Here is an 18,991-nt window from a genome sequence, read left to right on the forward strand (position 1 = left end):
CAGCCCGTCACTCCCCCTTCGGGAACGACACCTCCACCCGGCGGTTCTTCTTGCGGCCCTGTTCCGTGGTGTTGTCCGCGATCGGATAGTCCTCGCTGTAGCCGCGGACCTGGAACGTGAGGTTCCCGCCCTTCGCCCCGAGCGCCGCGCTCAGCTCGTCGTGGACGGCTTCCGCGCGCTTCTTGGAGAGGGTGAGGCCGTGGGCGTACGAGCCCAGGTTGTCCGTGAAGCCGAACACCCGTACCGCGCTCGCCTTCTGCGTGTTGATCTCGTCGGCGATGGCCTGGATGCGGGAGCGGGCGTCGGGGTTGAGCCGGGCGCTGTCCTTGGGGAAGAGGACCTCGGCCTGGAGGGCGAAGGTGATGTTCTCGTTCGTGTCGGAGCGGCGCTCGTCGCCGGAGAGGTCCTCGACGACCGACTTGATGTCGAGGACCCGGGCGGGGGCGAGGGTGGCGCCGTCGGCGAGCTTCAGGCCGGGGCTGTTCGCGTCGACCCGCGGCGGCGGGGAGCTGGTGGTCGACCCGGGGGGTGCGGAGGGGGTGGGGTCGTCCGCGTGGGCCGGGGCCGTCGGGGCCGCCGAGAGGATGACGGCCGTGGCCGCCGTGCACACCGCGACCGCGGTCAGAGGGCGTCGCGGCATCGTCATTCGCCCTCGGTGAGGTCGATCGGGGCGGGGGGCATGGCGCCGACCTGGAAGGAGAGGGAGTCGGTGCCTTGGGGAGGGGCGGGGAACTGGGCGTACCAGGTGGCGGTCTCGCCGGACCTGAGGCGGCTGAACTTCGTGCACAGGCAGCGGCCCGTGGTGTCGCGCAACACCAGGTACTTCTTCTTCCCCTGCTGGTCCACCAGGCTGGCGCCGGACAGCGAGCCGCCGTTGACCGCGAGCTCGCGCTCGTCGCTCTGCCAGTTCGCGGCCATCCAGGAGCCGCTCCCGTCGTTGCGGACCGTCCCGGTCACGCTGACGAAGCCACCTTCATCACGGGTCGCCGTGAGGATCGAGACGGTCACGTCACCATCCTTGGACTCGGCGATGGGCTGGGCGCCCGGGTCCGCGGACCGGGACGGCTCCGCACTGTCCTCCTTGCCTGCCGACGCGGAGGCCGAGGGGTCCTTGGGCTTTCCGTCGCCCTCGTCCCCGCCCCCGCCGCAGCCGGTCATGGTGAGGACCAGGCCGGCCGTGAACGCCGCGGCGGCCAGCGCCCGGCGGGCCGTCGTTGTACGCCGAAAACTCATCGCTGCGGCTTCCCTCTCTCGTCTGTCACGCTTCAGTCGGCCAGGTGGACGGAGAACAGGTCGGACGCGTCCGGCAGGTCCGCGGGGTCGAAGTCCTCGGGGTCGATGGTGAGCGCGCCCACGCCGTCGCAGTCGAGTTCGAGGGGCTTGTCGGGGTCGGCGTCCGCGTCGAAGTCGCAACGGGGTTCGAGCACGGCGGTGGCGTGCGCCGTCGCGTGCATGGACTCCGTGCCCGGGATGATCGTGTCCCCGACGGTGGAGAGCGTCTCGACCCCGACCTCGTAGCCGGGGTAGCCGCCCACCTCCGTCTCGGTCGGGCCGCTCACCACCTTGGCGTCGTTCTGCGCCGCCAGGTCGCTCGCCGCGGCCGCGGCGCCGTCCCCGAGCCCGGCGAGGCCGTCCAGGTCGAGCAGCACGTCCGTCCAGTCGTCGTCCGTCCCCACGGCCTCGCCCAGATCGCGCAGCAGCTCGTCGCGAGCGGACTGCGCAGCCGCCAGCGCGGCCGCGTCCGCCGCCGACTGCGCGCCGTTGCGGGCCGATGCCGCCTGGGCGAAGGCGAAGAAGGCGAACGCGGCGAAGAGCAGGATCCCGGTCAGCCAGATGTAGAGCGGCAGCGTCGAGCCACGGTCACCGCGCAGCGACGCTGCCGTCAGCCGCCGATGACCCGGTCCACTGCGTCGCCGATGGCGCCGGAGATCAGCCCGTCCAGACCCAACTGGTCGATGAGAGTGAAGATCCCGGCGATCAGGATCATCAGGCCCGCGTACTCCACGAACCCCGCTCCCGCGTCCCGCCGCGCCCCGCGCAGGCGGTCGGTCAGTGCGCTCGTCCACGTCTCCCACGCCCCGAGTACTCGGTCCTTGATCACGGGAACCCCCTTCCGCCACGTCCTGCGAGGCAACCAGAACACCACACGCAACGTACGCGAAGTGCGACCCTCCGCACCTGGTTTCGTCAGATAAGAGACCGGGCTTGACCGGAAGTTGTCCGGACGGATGCCGGGGTGTCATCGCGGGTCGGCTCCCCTCGTCGCCCTCTCGTCGTCTCGTGTCGCCCCTCGTGCCCCTCGTGGTCCTCGTGGCCCTTGCGATCGACCGGCGGTCCGGCGGCAACCGGTGCGGCTGGAGCCGGAGTTCGCAGGTGCCAAGCTTTGCTCACTGTCACTGTAGCCAGTTCCGCCGGGATGGAGGAGGCTTTCAACGACCCAATACCGAACCGAAGTTGGTGCCGGAGCCGAGGAACATGCCGGTCGCGATCAGGATCATGGTCGCGGGGAGCATGAAGACCAGCGTCACCATCGTTGCCTTCGGGATCGTCTTGGCCGCCCGGCGCCGGGAGTTCTGGGCGTCGGTGCGGCGCATGTCCGTGGCCAGCTGGATGAGGGTGTCGGCGATGGGCGAGCCCAGCTCCTCGCCCTGCTGGAGCGCGGAGACGAACTGGGCGACCTGCTCGGAGGCGTTGCGCCGGCGCAGCTCGTCGAAGGCCTGGCGGCGCGGGACGCCCATGTCCATCTGGCGCAGGGTGATACGCAGTTCGTCGGCCCAGGGCCCCTCGTACTTCTCGGCCACGCGGTCCAGCGCCTGACGGAAACCGAGCCCCGCGGAGACGACGACCGCGAGGACGTCGAGGAAGTCGGGGAGGGTGCGGTCGATGACCTCCTTGCGTTCGCGTACGGCCTGCCAGATCAGGGCATCGGCAGCCAGCGCGCCGAAGGCGAGGGTGAGCAGGGCCAGCAGCGGGCTGCCGTTGGAGAGGAAGACCAGGCCCATGACGAGGCCGAAGAGGCCGTAGACGGCCCGGCGGGCCCCGTACCGGTCGATGGTCAGGCCGCCCGGGTTCCCCGCCATGTCTATCTTGCGGCGCTTGGCGTCCACGCGGCGCGGGCCCATCAGGCGCAGGACCAGCGGCGCGAAGCGCATGCCGAGGCGGTCCACGGCGGAGCCCGCCGTGGAGACGCGGGTGGCGCCCACTTCGAGGGCGAGCGCGAGGTCGCTGGGGACCTTCGCCTCGGCGCGGTACATGCGCACGCCCGTGAAGATCCCGAGCACGGCGGCACCCGCCAGCAGGGCGAGGAGCAGGCCGGTGAGCGTCGTCGACATCGCTCAGACCTCGATCTTTCCCAGGCGGCGGATGACGAAGAAGCCGATGGCGTACAGGCCGAGGGAGACCAGGATGAGGGTCTGGCCGAGGGGCGAGCCGGTCACCTTGGCCAGGGCTCCCTCGTTCGAGGAGTTGATCAGCAGCAGGGAGCCGAGGCCGAGCAGCGGGACGGTGAACGCCGTCGCGTTGACCTCGGAGAGCATCGTGCGGATCTCGCGCCGGGTCTCCTTGCGGTCCTCCAGGGTCTGGGTGAGGTTGCGCAGCGAGGAGACGACCGTGCCGCCCGCCTTGTTGGCGAGGACCAGCGTGGTGACGAGCACGATGAGTTCGCGGGAGGGCAGGCGGGACGCCAGCTCGTCGAGCGCGTCGTCGACCGAGCGGCCGAGGGCCAGTTGGTCGGCGACCCGGCTCAGCTCCTCGCCCGCGGGGGCCTCCAGCTCCTCCGCCGCCATCGCGAGGGAGGTGCGCAGGGCCAGGCCCGCGGCGGTGGCGTTGGCCAGGAGCCGTGCTACGTCGGGGAGTTGGTTGATGAACGCCTCGATGCGCTTCTGCCGCTGCCAGTTGAGGAAGATGACCGCGGCCCAGACGGCGACCGCGCCCGCGATCGGGCCGAAGAACGGGGCGAGCGTCGTCGCCGCCAGTACCCACAGGGCGGCGACGACCGCGGCCACGTAGACGGAGAACTCGCCGGCCGTCAGGGCGAGGCCGGTGGCGGAGAGGCGCAGGTGGACGGCGCGGCCCAGGCGGGTGCGGCGCAGACGGCGGTCGACCGTGCCGAAGCGGCGCGAGCGGCCGTCGGCCGCGCCGGACCGGCCGTCGCCGCGGTAGCCGTCCAGCCGGTCGACCAGTGCCTGCCGCTGGGCCCGCCCGGAGGCGTAGACGTGCACCCCGGCGACGGCGAGTACGCAGGTCAGCAGGGTGGCACCGAGGGTGATCAGCGCGGGGTCCCTCATCGCGTGCCCCGCAGGCGGGCGGTGGTCATCCGGTGGCCTCCCTGGTGTGGCGGACGTCGACGGACTCCACGACCCCGAACGCCGGCGGGACCGCCTCCCCCGCCACGTAGAGCCGGTCCGCGACGCGGCGCGGCAGCGGCAGGTGTTCGTAGTAACCGTGGACCCGGCGCCGTTCGAGGTCCGTGGCGCCCGACACGTACGGCTGGGCGACGAAGCGGGTCACCGTCGCGATGGTGAACTGTTCGCGGCCGTGCGAGACGAGCAGCGCGATCTCGCTGACCCGGCGGGAGCCGTCGGCGTGCCGGGTGAGCTGGACGAGGACGTCGACGGCGGAGTTGATCTGGTCGCGCAGGGCTTCGAAGGGGACGTCGACCTCGGACATCGAGCCGAGGGTCTGCAGTCGGGTGAGCGCGTCCTCCGCGGTGTTGGCGTGGACGGTCGCCAGCGAACCGTCGTGGCCGGTGGACATGGCCTGGAGCATGTCGAGCGTCTCGCCGCCGCGGACCTCGCCGACGATGATGCGGTCGGGGCGCATGCGCAGGCTGTTGCGGACGAGGTCGCGGATGGTGACCTGGCCCTTGCCCTCGACGTTCGGGGGCCGCGACTCCAGGCGGATCACGTGGTCCTGCTGGAGCTGGAGCTCCGCGGAGTCCTCGATGGTGATGATGCGCTCGTGGGCCGGGATCAGCGCGGAGAGGGCGTTGAGGAGGGTCGTCTTGCCGGAGCCCGTACCGCCGCTGACGATGAGGTTGAAGCGGGCCCGGACGAAGGCGGCGAGGAGCATCAGCATGTGCTCGTCGAGCGAGCCGAGGCCGAGGAGTTCGGTGAGGCTGTACGCGCGCGGGAAGCGGCGGATGGTGAGCGTGGCGCCGGTCAGGGCGAGCGGCGGGATGATCACGTTGACGCGCTCGCCGGTGGGCAGGCGGGCGTCGACCATGGGGTTGGACTCGTCCACGCGGCGGTTGACCGTGGAGACGATGCGCTCGATCGTCTGCATCAGCTGCTCGGCGGAGGCGAAGCGCAGGGGCAGCTGCTCCACCCGGCCCGCCCGCTCCACGAAGATCGCGTCCGGGCCGTTGACCATGATCTCGGTGATGGAGGCGTCCGCGAGGAGCGGTTCGAGGATGCCGAGGCCGAGTGCCTCGTCGACGACGCGGCGGATCAGCTGGGTCCGCTCGGTGGAGGACAGGACCGGGCCCTCGCGGCTGATGATGTGGCCGAGGACGCGCTCCAGGCGGACCCGGCGGTCCGCGGCCTGGAGCGTGGACATCTCCGCGAGGTCGATCTCCTCCAGGAGCTTGGCGCGGTAGACGGCGACCAGGCCCTCGTCGCGGTCCGGGGGCGTGCCGGCGCCCTCGGCCGTGCCGCGGGTGGCGACGACCCGGGATCGTAGGCTCACCGTCAACTCCCGTCGCTGTACTTGTCGTTGGGCATGGTGGCGGTGCGGTGCAGGTCCCAGCCGTCGAAGAGGGGGATGATCGCGTCCACGTGCACGGTGACGGTGCAGGTGATGGTGGCGTCGCCGCCGCAGGCGTCCACGGCGGGGTGGAGCCAGGCGCTCGCGGAGGCGGTTGCCGCGGCCGCGGCCGTGCCGGGGTTCAGGGACTCCGCGCGGGCGGCGGCGCGGGCGGCGCTGCCCGCCTGGTTCGCGCCGTAGCCGACGAGGCCGAGCTGGATCGCGGCGAGTCCGATGACGAGGAGGAAGGGGAGGAAACCGGCGAACTCCAGGATGGATACGCCGCTGTCGCTCCGCTTGGGGCGGGTTGATGTGCGGGGGGTTCGTCGCTTCTGCGGGTACGGGTTCGTCGTGGTTGCTCGCGCCGTTCCCCGCGCCCCTGGCGGGGGCGTGTACTGCCCGTTGCCAGGTGACCCGCCCGTCGTGGCTGGGCGCGCAGTTCCCCGCGCCCCTGGCGGGGCTGGGGAGCGGCCGTTGCCTTGTGACCCCGTCGTCGTGGTTGCTCGCGCCGTTCCTCGCGCCGCTGGCGGGGCTGTGGCGATTTTGAGCCCCTCCGGCGATTGAGGAGCGGGGTCTGGGGCGGAGCCCCAGGGGGTGGTGCCGGGTGACCCGCTCGTCGTGGCTGGGCGCGCAGTTCCCCGCGCCCCTGGCGGGGTCCACCTGCCCCGCGTCCGGGGTGCGGGCGCTCTCACTGGTCCTCCTCGGACGCCGCGCCCGCCTCGCCCGTGACGGACCAGCCGGGGTCGACCCCGGGGAAGAGCAGCGGCACGTCCACCTCGACCGTGGCCCGCATGACCACCCCGTCGTCCGCGCAGGAGATCGCCGCCCCCTGCCACGCGGACGGCAGATGCGACTTCCCGGCCGCCGCGCAGGCCCCACCCGCGTCCCCACCCCCCGCGGCGGCGGACGTGGCCGCCCGGGCCGCCTCGTCCGCCGCGTTCCCGGCGAGGGAGTACGTGTAGCCGTAGAGCACGCACTGCCACATGAGCGCCATCACGACGAGCACCAGCGGGAACATCCCGGCGAACTCGACGGTGACCGCTCCCTTGTCACCGCGGCGGCGGGACCGGCGGCCGCCCGGGTCGGGGGCCGGGACGGCGACCAGGCCGAGTTCGCCGGCCAGGGCCCACAGGGCCTGTTTGACGGTGGAACGGTTGTCGAGGTCCTGCATGCGGCCCGCGTCGACGGCGGCCTGGAGCTCCTTGTACCCGGCGGGCACGGCGGTACGGGCGGTGCGCGTACCGGTGACCCGCTCGACGAGCGCCGGCTGGATCTCGGCCGAGCGGGCGTTGCGGTTGACGACCGTCAGGGTCTCCTCCGCCTTGCGGATCTGGAGCCGGTCCCAGAGCCGGACCATGCGTTTGGCCGCGCGGACCGCGACGACGTCCGGGGTGACGAGCAGGACGGCCCGGTCGGCGAGTTCGACGGCGGCCGCGTTGGCCGCGCCCATCTGTGTCCCGCAGTCGACGACCACGACCTCGTAACGGGCGCGCAGGGCGTGCACGACCTGGCGGGCGACGCGGTCGGTGACCTCTTCGCCGCGCTCGCCGTCGGCGGGGGCGAGGAGGAGGTCGATGCCGCTCTCGTGGGTGAAGACGACGTCCTGGAGGACGCGCGGGGTGATGTCGTGCAGGGCGGCGAGGTCGGCGACCGAGCGGCGGAACTGCACGTCGAGGTAGGAGGCCACGTCGCCGGACTGGAGGTCGAGGTCGAGGAGGGCGACGGAACGGCCGGACGCGGCGGCGGCGAGCGCGAGCTGGACGGCGGCGAGCGTCGTGCCGACGCCGCCCTTCGCGCCGGTCACGGCGACGACCCGGCCGCCGCCGCCCGCGGGCACCAGCTCCCCCGCGGTCGCTCCGGCGAGGTGCCGCCGCATCCCCGTGGACCAGGCGGCGGCCGCGTGGACCCGCTCGGCCAGGGCGTCGTAGCCGAGCGGGAAGGCGACGATGCCCCGGGCCCCGCTGTCCATCGCGGCGGTGAGCAGCGCGGGGCTGGTGTCGGCGGTGGCGAGGACGACGCCGACGGCCGGGAAGCGCAGCACGAGGTCGCGGATCAGGTCGAGTGCGGGGACCGGCCCGATGCGTTCGTGGACGAGGACGACCTCGGGCAGTTCGTCGAGCGACTCGGCGGCGAGTCCGGCCAGGGTGTCGAGGAGCGCGGTGCTGTCGGCGACCGGCGGGGCGGGCTCGGTGTCGGGGAGCTGGGAGAGGAGGGTGACCAGGGCGCGGGCCGCCTCCGGGTCGCCCGCGGCCGGGAGGATCCTGGTGGTCATCGGCGTACTCCCTTCGAGGAGGCCGGCGTACGGGCCTCGGGGCTCCGCCGCCGCCCGAACCGCGGCGGGGCCGGATCGGCCGGCGGCTCCGGCCGGGCGGCGGGGGCCGGGCCGGCAGACGCCACCGGCCGAGCGGCGGGGGCCGGGCCGGCAGACGCCACCGGCCGAGCGGCAGCAGCCTGGACGACAGGCGCCACCGGCCGAGCGACAGCAGCCAGGACGACAGGCACCACCAGCCGGGCGGCAGCAGCCAGGACGACAGGCACCACCAGCCGAGCGACAGCAGCCAGGACGACAGGCACCACCAGCCGAGCGACAGCAGCCAGGACGACAGGCACCACCAGCCGAGCGACAGCAGCCAGGACGACAGGCACCACCAACCGAGCTAAAGCGGCCGGATCGGCCAGCGACACCAACCGAGCGGCAGCAGCCAGGACGACAGGCACCACCGGCCAGGCGGCAGCAGCCGGGACAGCGGCCGGCGCCAGCCCAGGCGCTTCGCGGGTGCGGGCGCCCATCACTTGTCCTCGTCCAGCGTGTAGGAACGGTCCCCGGGCGCGATCGTCCCGGTCTCCCCCGGTGCGACCAGCGCCAGGCGTACGTGGGTGGCGAACGACTCGGCGTAGGCGACCCGCTGGGCGTCGGCCGCCCCGAGCGCGAAGGTGATCGGCACCGCCTCGCCCTGCCGCCGCGCGGTGCCGCCGGAGCCGCCCGCGCCCTGCTGGTCGATGGGGGTCAGCTTGCCGACGTCGATGACCTCGGCGTTCTCCACGATGACCTGGGAGCGGTCGCGCTGTTTGTCGTTCTCGGCCTTGAAGGTGGCGTAGATGTTCACCTTCGCGCCCGGGTCGATCTTCCCGGCGACGCCGGTCTCCGCGTCGATCATGATGGCGATCTCCTGCTGCCCGGCCTTGAGCTGCGGCCGGGAGACGATCATGTCGGTCTGGAGCAGGGAGCCCTTCTTCAGCTGGGTGACGGCGATCTTGCCGCGGAGCTGGCGGAGGTTGGTGACGGCCGTCTTCGAGAGCCACCGCTCGGGCATCTCCACCTTCTCGAACTGGTCGTCCGTCAGCTCCTTGTACGGCGCCACGTCCTGCTTCAGCCGGTAGGCGGGCACTTCGGGGCCGACCTTCGACTTCACGTCGCGGATCACGGAGAGCACACCGGCGAACGCGCCGAGGGCGCACAGGGCCGAGACGACCAGGAGGATGACGCCGCGGCGCTGACGTGAATTCATGGACCGGACAACCTCGTTCGTAGGCGGACGGGGGCGTGGGGCGGACGGGAGCGTGGCGGGCGGCGGTCAATGGTGGTGGGCGCGGGGCAGTGCGGCCCGTCCCGTGGCGGCGGCCGGGGCGAGCGCGGAGCGCGCCGCGTCCGTGCGTCCGGCGGGCGCGTCGGCGGCCAGCGGGGCGGCGCAGAACCCGCAGCGGTCGCCGATGAGTTCGAGCCCGCACCAGTGGCACGTCTCGCGCCGGACGGACGACACGAGCTGGTAGAGGACGGAGATGTCGGGGATGGCGGCGGCGAACTCGACGATCCGGCCGGGGCCCGCGCCCTTGCCCGTCGCCCACCAGCGCGGCGACTCGGCGGGCAGCTGCGCCTCGGTGGCGCCCGTCACCCGCCAGGCCGGGGCGAGCACGTCGGTGACCCAGTCGGTGGGGTGCTGGCCCGCGGCGTAGAACAGGCGCGTGCCGAAGGAGGGGCCGCTCGGCGGCGTGGAGTCGGCGCCGGTGAGGCGCACGAGCTGGGGCTGCGGCGAGGCCACGACCGCGAACTGGGCGCCGGGCGACCACGACTTGGCGTGCGCCTTCAGCGAGACCGGGACGCGGTCGAGCTTGGCGACCGACCCCACGAGGGCGCCCGCGTGGACGTAGTGGGCGAGCAGCCGCCCGGCGGAGGCGAGCACGCCGGGGCTGAAGTCGCAGATCGACAGCTGGCGCAGTTGCAGGGCGAGGACGGCGAGCCCGAGCGGCGGAAGCGCGGGGCGCAGGATCGCCATCCGGTCGCTCTCCAGCACGGAGCGGACGGCGTACAGGCGGTGGACGACCGCGTCCGGTACGGACTGCGGGCAGAGCACGATCACATACCCGTGCTGTTCGATCAGGGTGTGGACGTCCGTGAGCGCGCGGTCCAGCGGGTACGCGTCCGGGTCCCCGCCCACGGGGAGCACGACGGCGGTCGGTGTGTGGCGGTCCGGCGACGCGAGCACCAGGTCGGGGTCGGTCACGGCTATGGCGGTCGGCACGCGTGAACCCCCCGGTAGCTCTGCGCTCCTGCGGTCACTGCCCGGCCCGGTCCGGCCCGGACACGTCACCTTTCGGCACTGACCCGTTCCGGCAGTGACCCGTTCCGGCACTGCCGTGTTCCTGCCTGAGCACCATATCCACGCGGGCGCCCGGCAACACCCCACTTCGCACTGTTCACGGTCCGTCTCGCGGGCGTCCGGGGCGAGTTGGCGCACAAGCATCGGTGCGAACCCTTGACATCGGCATTGGTCTGGACCAGTTTTACGCCCAGCAGCTGCCGCTTCTCCCCCTCACCCCTCTCCTTCATCTCCCTCATCTCCCTCATCTCCCGCACCTCGGTGCCGGGAGCCCTCCCCCCACATGGAGGCAGGAAATGACGCGACTCAGCGCGTTCATAGGCGCGTTCGGCGCGGCGGCCCTCGCCGCGACCGGACTGCTCACGACGGCCGGACCGGCGGACGCGGCCCCCACCGCCCGCACGGCCGCCGCCTCGGTACCCGCGCACGCGGTGACCGGTTACTGGCAGAACTTCGACAACGGCGCCACCGTCCAGAAGCTGGCCGACGTCCCCGCGCAGTACGACATCATCGCGGTGTCCTTCGCCGACGCCACGACCACGCCGGGGCAGATCGCCTTCACCCTCGACCCGGCCGTCGGCTACGCCTCCACGGCCGACTTCAAGGCGGACATCGCCGCCAAGCACGCGGCCGGCAAGTCCGTGATCCTCTCGGTCGGCGGCGAGAAGGGCAGCATCTCCGTCAACAGCGACGCCTCGGCGACCGCCTTCGCCGACAGCGCGTACGCGCTGATGCAGGAGTACGGCTTCGACGGCGTCGACATCGACCTGGAGAACGGCCTCGACTCCACCTACATGTCCCAGGCCCTGAAATCCCTCGCGGGGAAGGCGGGCGGCGACCTCGTCCTGACGATGGCGCCGCAGACGATCGACATGCAGTCCACGTCCGCGGAGTACTTCAAGACGGCGCTCGCGGTGAAGGACATCCTCACGGTCGTCAACATGCAGTACTACAACAGCGGTTCGATGCTGGGCTGCGACGGCAAGGTCTACAGCCAGGGCTCGGTGGACTTCCTCACCGCGCTCGCCTGCATCCAGCTGGAGGGCGGCCTCGACCCGTCCCAGGTCGGCATCGGCACCCCGGCGACCAGCAGCGCGGCGGGCAGCGGCTACGTGGCCCCGTCCGTGGTGAACGACGCCCTCGACTGCCTCGCCACGGGCACGAACTGCGGCTCCTTCAAGCCCGCGAAGACCTACCCCGGCATCCGGGGCGCGATGACCTGGTCCACGAACTGGGACGCCGCGTCGGGCAACGCCTGGTCCACCTCGGTGGCCGCGCACGTGCACGGCCTGTAACCCCTGATCGGGCAGCGCCGCCGCTCCCCCGGCGGCGCTGCCCACACGCCGCTTGATTAGTCTTGCCACCATGACCTTCGGTCCGCCGCCGGCCGACTTCGGCGATCTTGCCCCCGCGCACGGGCCCGCCTGGACCGCGCCCTCACCGACAGAACGCGCCCTGTTCGAGGCGAAGGCACGGGGCGACTGGGTGGCGTACTACGAAACACTGGCCGCGGTCGAGCTGTATGTGGAGCTGCGCCCCGACAAGGCCGACGACGAGGCGTTCTACCCGCTCTTTCACCACGACCCGCGCACGGGCGGCAGGTGGCTCCACCTGTACACGACCGGGATGCTGCCCGCCCCGGACCCGCACCACCGCTTCGAATGGGCGAGCCTCGACTGGTTCGCCACCGCGCCCTGGGCCACCGCCCCGAACCCGCCGTCCCTGGTCGTGGACCCGGGCACCCCGTGCGAGGCCGTCCTGCCACCCCTGCCCCCGCACAACGCGGGCTGGACGCAGATCGCCGCCCGGGCCGGCACCCCCCGCTACAAGATGTGCCTGCGCGCCCTGCACGCGGGCGGCGCCCTGCACGGTCCTGTCGCGCACGGCCTTGCCCTGGGCGCGTTGCTGTCGGTCACCAACGGCGAGTTCTGGAACACCATGGCGCATCACGGGGAGGGCTACCGGACCGAGCGCGAGCGGCTGCGCGACTGGTGGGGCGTGACCAGCCGGCCGGACTGGCTGAGCATGCTGCATCAGCTGCTCGCCGTCGAACAGCGCAGTGACGTATGGGAGTTCGTACTCGACCTGCGGCACAGCATCGCCCGTGATTTCGGTGGCCAGGTCGACACCGCGTACTGGAAGCAGGCGGCCGCCAAGGTCCTGCGTGCCCGGGCCCAGCCCCGCACCGTCCTCACCGCGGACGGCGTGTCGACCACCGAACCGCGCCCCGCCGACGAGGTCGCCGCGGAGATCGAGGGGGTGCACCGGCTGATCGGCCGCATCACCCGCTACGAGGCCCGGATGCGCGCCGACGGCCTGCTCGCCGAGGGCCGCCACGTCACCTCGGTCGACGCCTGGGACCTGGGCCGCGCCCCGAACATGGCCCGCTGGGGCCTCGCCGCCCGCTTCGGCAGCCTGAAGGAGGCCGAGTCCGCGGTCCGCGCGGCGAGCGCCGCCGCCACCCGCTCCTACCGCTCCTGGCAGGACTTCTCCGCCGGGTACGCCCTCGGGCGCTGCCTGCACTTCGACGAGGAGGAGTTCGGCAGGTGGTACACGGAGATGGTCTCGGCTCACCGCATCCTGATGGAGGACCCGGGCAGCCCGTGGCGGAACATCCCCTTCAAGTGAGTCCGGCGCTGCCGCCTCAGAAGAACTCCGACCAAGGCTGATCCCAGACCTGCTTCACGCACAGGATCACGAACAGCAGCCCCGCCACCCCCAGCATCCCGTTGCTCAGCCAGCCGTTGCGCCAACTTTGCGGGGTGCGGGCCGTGTTGAGGAGCCAGATCAGGGTCAGGGACAGGAACGGCATGAAGGCCGCGCCCAGGACCCCGTAGAGGATGACCAGGCGGAAGGGCTGGCCCTGGAAGAGGAGGACGATGGGCGGGAAGGTGAGCCAGAGCAGGTAGGCGCGGAAGGGCCAGCCGCGTTCGCGGTCGCCGCGGGCCACCTCCTCGCCCGTGACGCGCGCCGCGCGGTAGCGCTCCACGAAGTCCGCGAACATCAGGCTCACCCCGTGCCAGACGCCGATGAGGGACGTGAAGGACGTCGCGAAGAAGCCGATCAGGAAGAGCTTGGCCGTCGCGACGCCGTACTGCGCCTCCAGGATGTCCGTCAGGTCGAGCAGGCCCTTGTCGCCGGCGGCGATCGCCGTGTGCGAGGCGTGGAGCAGCTCCGCCCCGACGAAGAGCATCGCCACCACGAACACCCCCGTCGTGATGTAGGCGACCCGGTTGTCGAGCCGCATCACCTTCATCCAGGACGTGGTGGTCCAGCCCTTCGCGTTGATCCAGTAACCGTACGCGGCCAGGGTGATGGTGCCGCCGACACCGCCGATCAGGCCCAGCGTGTTGAGGACCGAGTCCTTCTCGTCGGGCAGGACCGGGAGCAGGCCCGCGAAGGCGTCGCCGAGGTTCGGGGTGACCCGGATCGCCAGGTAGAGGGTGACGACGAACATGACGCCCACCAGGACCGTCATGACCTTCTCGAAGACGGCGTACTTGTTGAACCAGACGAAGACCAGGCCGACCAGACCGCACAGGATCGCCCACGGCTTGATCGACCAGTCGGCCGGGAAGGCGTCGGGGAAGAGCGCCTGCAGCGGGAGCGCGCTCGACGACATCGCCGCCGCGCCGTAGACGAAGCCCCAGACGACCACGTAGACGACGAAGAACCACGTGGTCCAGCGGCCCAGGCTCGCCCAGCCGTCGAAGAGGGTGCGGCCGGTCGCCAGATGCCAGCGGCCCGCCGCCTCGGCCAGGCTGATCTTGACGAGGCAGCCGAGGACCGCGGCCCACAGCAGGGTGTAGCCGAAGTTGCTGCCCGCGACGAGCGTCGCGACGAGGTCGCCCGCGCCGACGCCCGTCGCGGCGACGACGATGCCGGGACCGATGTACGTCCAACTGGACCTGCGGGGGCCCGAGTCCGGGCCGCCGGTGGGGGTGGGGGTGCCGGTGCTGCCTGTGCTGCCCGTGGTGTCCGCCATGACTACCAAGGGAGCGCAAAGAGCGCGCGGCGGCAAGAGGGCCTGCCGGAACCGTTGCCGCACCGGGCGGCCGCGGTCACACCGCGGTCGCCCCACCGGCCGGCCGCGGTCACACCGCCGCGCGGGCCGGCGCGGCCCCGCACCGCGCGGGCCGGCGCGGCCCCGCACCGCGCGGCCCGGCGACCCTGCCCGCGCGGCCCGGCGACCCCGCTCAGCCCCGCTCAGTCCTCGAAATACGCGTCCAGCGCCGCGTCCAGCTGCCCGGTCCACTCGGCGAGGCGGGACTTGTCCGCGGCCTCGACATCGTTCGGGTACCAGCGGCTGTTGGGCGTGTGGACCGTCACCGTCAGGCGCTTGCGGGACGTGCCGTACTCGACCGCGCTGATCTCGTCCCAGGTGAACTCGGCCTCCTGGTCGTCGAGCGTGAACCGGACGCCGGCCGCGTCGACGGTGATGGACCCGCGGCGGTCCTTCGCCGCCATGACCGGCCCGTCCTCGACGGCCGCCGCGACGGGCTCGGCCCCGGCGGGCTCCTCGCCGTCAGCGCCTTCCTCCGGCTCCCGCGCCGCCTTCGTGAACCGCACGGCCCCGGGCGCGTCGTCCCGCGACACCTCCTCCCCCACCTCGTCGGATTCCGTGACCGCGTCCTCGGCGACCGCCTCCGGCTCGGGAGACGTCAGGCCGGGGACGTACGCCGGGTCGAAACCGGCACCGGTGACGGGCGTGACCTTCTGACTCTCCATACGCTGCTCCACGGGCGGAAGTATGGCGGACGAGGCTGTGGAGCGCCTCCCCCGGGCCCCACCGGATCGCTCGGGTCCCGCACGGAACCCGCCCCTCAGTTTGACGTGACCATTACGATCCCCTGTTACCTTCGGAGCACAGACACGCGACACGGGGGTGTACGCATGGCGTGGGACGAATGGGAAGAGCTCAAGGCCGCGGCGGCGCAGCGGCGGGCCGGCGGGACGGGCACACCGGTGCACACCCGGCTGAACCAGCTGGCGCCCGCGGGCGGCGGGGGCGGCGCCCCGGACATCGCCATCAGGACCAAGGGCGTGCACGGCGCCGCCGAGGACACCGAGACGCTCTCGCGCCACGCCATGACGCGCCTGAGCCACTCCCTGGACGCCAGCGACGCGGTGGCCGCCGCGCACCAGGGCAACGGCTGGCTGAGCCCCGCGCGACTGAAGACCTGCGCCGCGAAGTGGGAGGGCCAACTCGTCTCCCTGGCACGGCAGATGGGCGAGCTCAGCGCGCAGCTGAAGGACTCCGCGCACGGCTACGACAAGGCGGACGCCGAGGCCGAGGCCCGGCTGCGCGCGGCCGTCCAGGACCTCGGGCAGGTGTGACGTGGTCGCCTACCCGGGCGTCGACGGCGCCGCCCCTGCCACGTGGAAGTCCGCGTCCGACGAGTGGCACGCGCTCGCCAAGTACGCCCTGGACGCCGCCAGGGACCTGCGCGACCAGGGCGTCAAACCGCTCGCGGAGAACTGGACCGACGAGGTCGGCAAGGCCGCGGCGGGCAAGTTCCGGTCGCTGGCCGACCAGTTCGAGGTGGCCTACGACATCCTGCTCGCCGTCGACATGGTCACGGACGGGGTGACGAACGCCATCGAGACGGCGCAGAGCACCCTGCGCGAGGCGCGCGAACTCGCCGGCCACTACGGTCTGACGATCGGCGCCGACGGAACGATCACCGGCCCGCCCGTGCACAACCGCACGGAGGCCGAGGAGATGGGCCCCTACCGCACGCAGGTGCAGGACCTGATCGACCAGGCGGTGGCGCAGGTGACCACCGCCGACGGCCTGGCCGCGGCGGAGCTGGCGAAGCTCGCCGCGCAGACCGGGCTCACCGACCCGGACAAGGCCCTGAACGAGTTCCAGACGGACGCCTCGCACGCCCAGATGCAGATGCTGGCCGCGGACATCCCGGTCCACCAGGACCCGGTGACCGTACGGCAGTGGTGGGACGGGCTGACGCCGCGGCAGCGCACGGACCTGATGCGGGCCGAGCCGGTGCTCATCGCGGGCCTCGACGGCGTCCCGGACGACGTGCGCACCCAGATGCGCGGCAACGGCAAGTACGACCGGGTGAAGCTGGTCCAGTACGCCCTGGACCACTGGAACACCGCCGACCCCACGGACTTCGGCAACAACTGCACCAACTTCGTCTCGAACGCGCTGCACGAGGCGGGGATGAAGGAGAAGACGTCGTTCTGGTGGGGCACGTCGGACGACGACGGCTGGATGATCGGCAACCGGACGGGGGTGGACGCGGTAGACAAGCGCCTCGCCTACTCCGACAACTGGGCGGCCGCCGAGAACAACCAGAACTTCATGCTCCGCCACGGCGGCCAGGAGGTGCAGCGCTCCGACGTGCAGCCGGGCGACATCATCTACTACGAGCAGTCCGGCCCCAACGACTCGATCGGCCAGGGCACCACGCACCACGCGGCGATCGTCACCGCGGTGATGCCGGACGGCGAGATCAAGTACACCCAGCACAGCGACTCGTACCAGAACGTCAGTCTGGAGGGGCGGATCAACGCCACCGAGAAACACGAGGGCGCGCAGAACCTCCGGATCGTCCGGCCCGATCCCGACTGGTACTGATGCAGCGATGGAGACGATGAACCGCACCACCGGGGCTCCGGCCCGCACCGGCCTGCTCGTCGCCGCCGCCGTCCTGACGGTCGTCTCGGCGGGCCTGCTGGCCGCGCACTTCGCCTTCGACGGGGACACCTACCAGAACTGCCGGTACCTCGGCCCGTCGACGCGGATGTACGTCACGGCGTGGGCGGGCCCGCCGTGCGCTGTCGCCGCGCTGGTGCTGGCCGCCAGGTCGGGCCCGCGCAGGCCCGGGGGCCGGGCGGCGGTCGTCTGCGTGGCGGCGCTGCTGCTGCTCGCCCAGATCGCCGCGCTGTACTGGGTCTACGGGTCCGACCCGGCCGGGGGCGCCGACTGTTCGGGGCTCGCGGCGCTCCTGCGGTGAGACGCGCGGGTGCGGGGCGCCGACGGCACCCCGCACCGGATCACGCTGCCCGGATCCCTAGACGAAGAGGCTGACCACGCCCGCGACCACGAATCCGGCGACGGAGAGCACCGACTCCAGGATCGTCCAGGTGCGCAGGGTGTCGCGCTCGGAGATGCCGAAGTACTTGGCGACCATCCAGAAGCCGCCGTCGTTGACGTGCGAGGCGAAGATGGAGCCCGCGGAGATCGCCATGATGACGAGGGCGGTGAAGGCCTGCGAGTAGTCGCCCGCGGAGAGCAGCGGGGCGACGATGCCGGCCGTGGTGACGATGGCGACCGTCGCCGAGCCCTGGGCGACGCGCAGCACCAGCGAGATCAGGTACGCGAGGACGATGACGGGCAGGCCGACGTCGTTGAAGGTGTCGGCGAGCGCCTGCGCGATGCCGCTGGCCTTGAGGACCGCGCCGAAGATCCCGCCCGCGCCGACCACCAGCAGGATGTTGCCGACCGGCTTCAGGGAGGCGGTCGACACCGTCTCCAGGGACTTGCGGGACCAGCCGCGCCGGATGCCCAGCAGGTAATAGGCGAGCAGCAGCGCGATGGTCAGCGCCACGAAGGGGTGGCCGAAGAACTCGATGACCGAGCGGCCCGTGGAGGGGTCGAAGGCGATCGAGGAGAAGGTGGCCAGCAGGATCAGGACCAGCGGGGTGCCGATGATGGCGAAGACGACGCCGAGCGCGACCGGCTTCTCGGTCGGGGTGACGCCGGAGGCGCGCTGCTCGGCCTGGAGGGAGGCCTTGGCCTCCTCGGCGGCCTCGACCATGTCCTGCGGGACGGGGACGAAGATCCGCTTGCCGATCCAGGCGGCCCAGCCCCAGGCGGCGAGCACGGCGGGGATGCCGCAGACGATGCCCATGAGGATGACCCAGCCGAGGTCGACGTGGAGGAGTCCCGCGGCGGCGACCGGGCCCGGGTGCGGCGGCAGGAAGGCGTGGGTCATCGACAGGCCTGCCAGCAGCGGCATGCAGTACAGGATGATCGACTTGCCGCCGCGCTTGGCGGCCGCGTAGACGATCGGCGCGAGGACGAAGATGCCGACGTCGAAGAAGACGGGGATGCCGAAGATCAGGCCGGTGAGGCCCATGGCGAGGGGGGCGCGCTTCTCGCCGAAGAGGTTCAGCAGGCGGGAGGCGAGCACCTCGGCGCCGCCGGAGACCTCCAGGACCGCGCCGAGCATGGTCCCGAGCCCGATGATGATCGCCACGTGCCCGAGGGTGCCGCCCATGCCGGACTCGATGGTGGAGACCGCGTCGGACTTCTGGACGGTGCCGAAGAGTTCGGTGACGGACAGGCCCGCGCCGAGGCCGACCGCGATGGAGACCGCGAGGAGGGCCACGAAGGGCTGGAGCCTCGCCTTGATGATCAGAAAGAGGAGCAGCACGATGCCGAGCGCGGCGATCGTCAGCAGGCCTGCGGTGCCGTCGATGATCGTCAGGATGCCGCCGGTGTGCGGTGGTGCCTCGGGGGCGGCGGCCGCGAGCGGCAGCGCGGTGGATATCGGGAGCATGGGGGTCCTCGTAAGGGCATGTGTGTTTCTGGGCAGGGGGGATCGCGGTGCGGCGCGTCCGGTCGGCGCGCCGCACCGTGACGACGTACAGGGGTGGAGACGGTGTTCAGCTCAGTGGGCTGA

General features: G+C 72.2%; 19 protein-coding genes and 1 pseudogene. 5 read left to right on the forward strand and 15 right to left on the reverse strand.

Going from position 1 to position 18,991, the window contains the following annotated elements; all coding sequences use genetic code 11:
- Nucleotides 1-7: 7 nt before the first annotated feature.
- The 12 genes and pseudogenes from ACIBW6_RS11695 to ACIBW6_RS11750 all read right to left on the reverse strand — a co-directional run bounded on the left by ACIBW6_RS11695 (nt 8) and on the right by ACIBW6_RS11750 (nt 10,262).
- On the reverse strand, nt 8-646 hold the full coding sequence (locus ACIBW6_RS11695; RefSeq protein ID WP_399059066.1) for an OmpA family protein: 639 nt from the start codon (nt 644-646) through the stop codon (nt 8-10).
- On the reverse strand, nt 643-1,233 hold the full coding sequence (locus ACIBW6_RS11700) for a hypothetical protein (protein WP_399059067.1): 591 nt from the start codon (nt 1,231-1,233) through the stop codon (nt 643-645). The genes ACIBW6_RS11695 and ACIBW6_RS11700 overlap by 4 nt, the downstream gene beginning before the upstream one ends.
- A 32-nt stretch (nt 1,234-1,265) precedes the next feature.
- Nucleotides 1,266-1,886 (reverse strand): pilus assembly protein TadG-related protein, encoded by a 621-nt coding sequence (locus tag ACIBW6_RS11705; protein WP_399059284.1) that lies wholly within the window; start codon nt 1,884-1,886, stop codon nt 1,266-1,268.
- Nucleotides 1,883-2,101, reverse strand: coding sequence for a hypothetical protein (locus ACIBW6_RS11710; protein WP_399059068.1), 219 nt, complete (start codon nt 2,099-2,101; stop codon nt 1,883-1,885). Before ACIBW6_RS11710 ends, ACIBW6_RS11705 begins: the two co-directional genes overlap by 4 nt.
- 328 nt (nt 2,102-2,429) lie before the next feature.
- The gene (locus tag ACIBW6_RS11715) at nt 2,430-3,332 is read right to left on the reverse strand and encodes a DUF5936 domain-containing protein (RefSeq protein ID WP_399059069.1); all 903 of its coding nucleotides are present in this window, start codon (nt 3,330-3,332) and stop codon (nt 2,430-2,432) included.
- 3 nt (nt 3,333-3,335) lie between these two features.
- Nucleotides 3,336-4,286 (reverse strand): type II secretion system F family protein, encoded by a 951-nt coding sequence (locus ACIBW6_RS11720; protein ID WP_399059070.1) that lies wholly within the window; start codon nt 4,284-4,286, stop codon nt 3,336-3,338.
- Nucleotides 4,287-4,311: 25 nt separating this feature from the next.
- On the reverse strand, nt 4,312-5,685 hold the full coding sequence (locus ACIBW6_RS11725; protein WP_399059071.1) for a CpaF family protein: 1,374 nt from the start codon (nt 5,683-5,685) through the stop codon (nt 4,312-4,314).
- A gap of 2 nt (nt 5,686-5,687) precedes the next feature.
- Nucleotides 5,688-5,825 (reverse strand): hypothetical protein, encoded by a 138-nt coding sequence (locus ACIBW6_RS11730; RefSeq protein ID WP_399059308.1) that lies wholly within the window; start codon nt 5,823-5,825, stop codon nt 5,688-5,690.
- Between the two features lie 84 nt (nt 5,826-5,909).
- Nucleotides 5,910-6,434 (reverse strand): annotated as a pseudogene (locus tag ACIBW6_RS11735) (TadE/TadG family type IV pilus assembly protein); the annotation flags it as partial.
- Nucleotides 6,431-8,014, reverse strand: coding sequence for a CpaE family protein (locus ACIBW6_RS11740; protein ID WP_399059072.1), 1,584 nt, complete (start codon nt 8,012-8,014; stop codon nt 6,431-6,433). The gene ACIBW6_RS11740 and the pseudogene ACIBW6_RS11735, both read right to left, overlap by 4 nt.
- 517 nt (nt 8,015-8,531) lie before the next feature.
- The gene (cpaB, locus tag ACIBW6_RS11745) at nt 8,532-9,251 is read right to left on the reverse strand and encodes a Flp pilus assembly protein CpaB (RefSeq protein WP_399059073.1); all 720 of its coding nucleotides are present in this window, start codon (nt 9,249-9,251) and stop codon (nt 8,532-8,534) included.
- A gap of 66 nt (nt 9,252-9,317) precedes the next feature.
- Nucleotides 9,318-10,262 (reverse strand): hypothetical protein, encoded by a 945-nt coding sequence (locus ACIBW6_RS11750; protein ID WP_399059074.1) that lies wholly within the window; start codon nt 10,260-10,262, stop codon nt 9,318-9,320.
- A gap of 374 nt (nt 10,263-10,636) precedes the next feature.
- Here ACIBW6_RS11750 and ACIBW6_RS11755 point away from each other — a divergent pair, with 374 nt between their 5' ends.
- The gene (locus tag ACIBW6_RS11755; protein WP_399059075.1) at nt 10,637-11,635 is read left to right on the forward strand and encodes a chitinase; all 999 of its coding nucleotides are present in this window, start codon (nt 10,637-10,639) and stop codon (nt 11,633-11,635) included.
- Between the two features lie 70 nt (nt 11,636-11,705).
- Entirely contained in the window at nt 11,706-12,968 is a 1,263-nt protein-coding gene (locus ACIBW6_RS11760; protein WP_399059076.1) for a DUF1266 domain-containing protein, read from the forward strand.
- Between the two features lie 16 nt (nt 12,969-12,984).
- Here ACIBW6_RS11760 and ACIBW6_RS11765 read toward each other — a convergent pair whose 3' ends face one another.
- Both ACIBW6_RS11765 and ACIBW6_RS11770 read right to left on the reverse strand, forming a co-directional pair.
- Nucleotides 12,985-14,325, reverse strand: a complete 1,341-nt coding sequence (locus ACIBW6_RS11765; protein ID WP_399059077.1) for an Nramp family divalent metal transporter — start codon at nt 14,323-14,325, stop codon at nt 12,985-12,987.
- 221 nt (nt 14,326-14,546) lie between these two features.
- The gene (locus tag ACIBW6_RS11770) at nt 14,547-15,080 is read right to left on the reverse strand and encodes a hypothetical protein (RefSeq protein ID WP_399059078.1); all 534 of its coding nucleotides are present in this window, start codon (nt 15,078-15,080) and stop codon (nt 14,547-14,549) included.
- A gap of 153 nt (nt 15,081-15,233) precedes the next feature.
- Here ACIBW6_RS11770 and ACIBW6_RS11775 point away from each other — a divergent pair, with 153 nt between their 5' ends.
- From ACIBW6_RS11775 to ACIBW6_RS11785, 3 genes are read left to right on the forward strand one after another with little or no spacing between them, the layout of a single operon-like run.
- Nucleotides 15,234-15,677: a hypothetical protein gene (locus ACIBW6_RS11775; RefSeq protein ID WP_399059079.1), complete on the forward strand. Its 444-nt coding sequence runs from the start codon at nt 15,234-15,236 to the stop codon at nt 15,675-15,677.
- A 1-nt stretch (nt 15,678) separates the two neighbouring features.
- On the forward strand, nt 15,679-16,941 hold the full coding sequence (locus ACIBW6_RS11780; protein WP_399059080.1) for an amidase domain-containing protein: 1,263 nt from the start codon (nt 15,679-15,681) through the stop codon (nt 16,939-16,941).
- Nucleotides 16,942-16,948: 7 nt separating this feature from the next.
- Entirely contained in the window at nt 16,949-17,320 is a 372-nt protein-coding gene (locus ACIBW6_RS11785) for a hypothetical protein (protein WP_399059081.1), read from the forward strand.
- Between the two features lie 57 nt (nt 17,321-17,377).
- Here ACIBW6_RS11785 and ACIBW6_RS11790 read toward each other — a convergent pair whose 3' ends face one another.
- On the reverse strand, nt 17,378-18,868 hold the full coding sequence (locus ACIBW6_RS11790; RefSeq protein ID WP_399059082.1) for a GntP family permease: 1,491 nt from the start codon (nt 18,866-18,868) through the stop codon (nt 17,378-17,380).
- Nucleotides 18,869-18,991: the final 123 nt, after the last annotated feature.

The sequence above is a fragment of the Streptomyces sp. NPDC049813 genome (genome assembly GCF_044465085.1).
Taxonomy (GTDB): Bacteria; Actinomycetota; Actinomycetes; order Streptomycetales; family Streptomycetaceae; genus Streptomyces.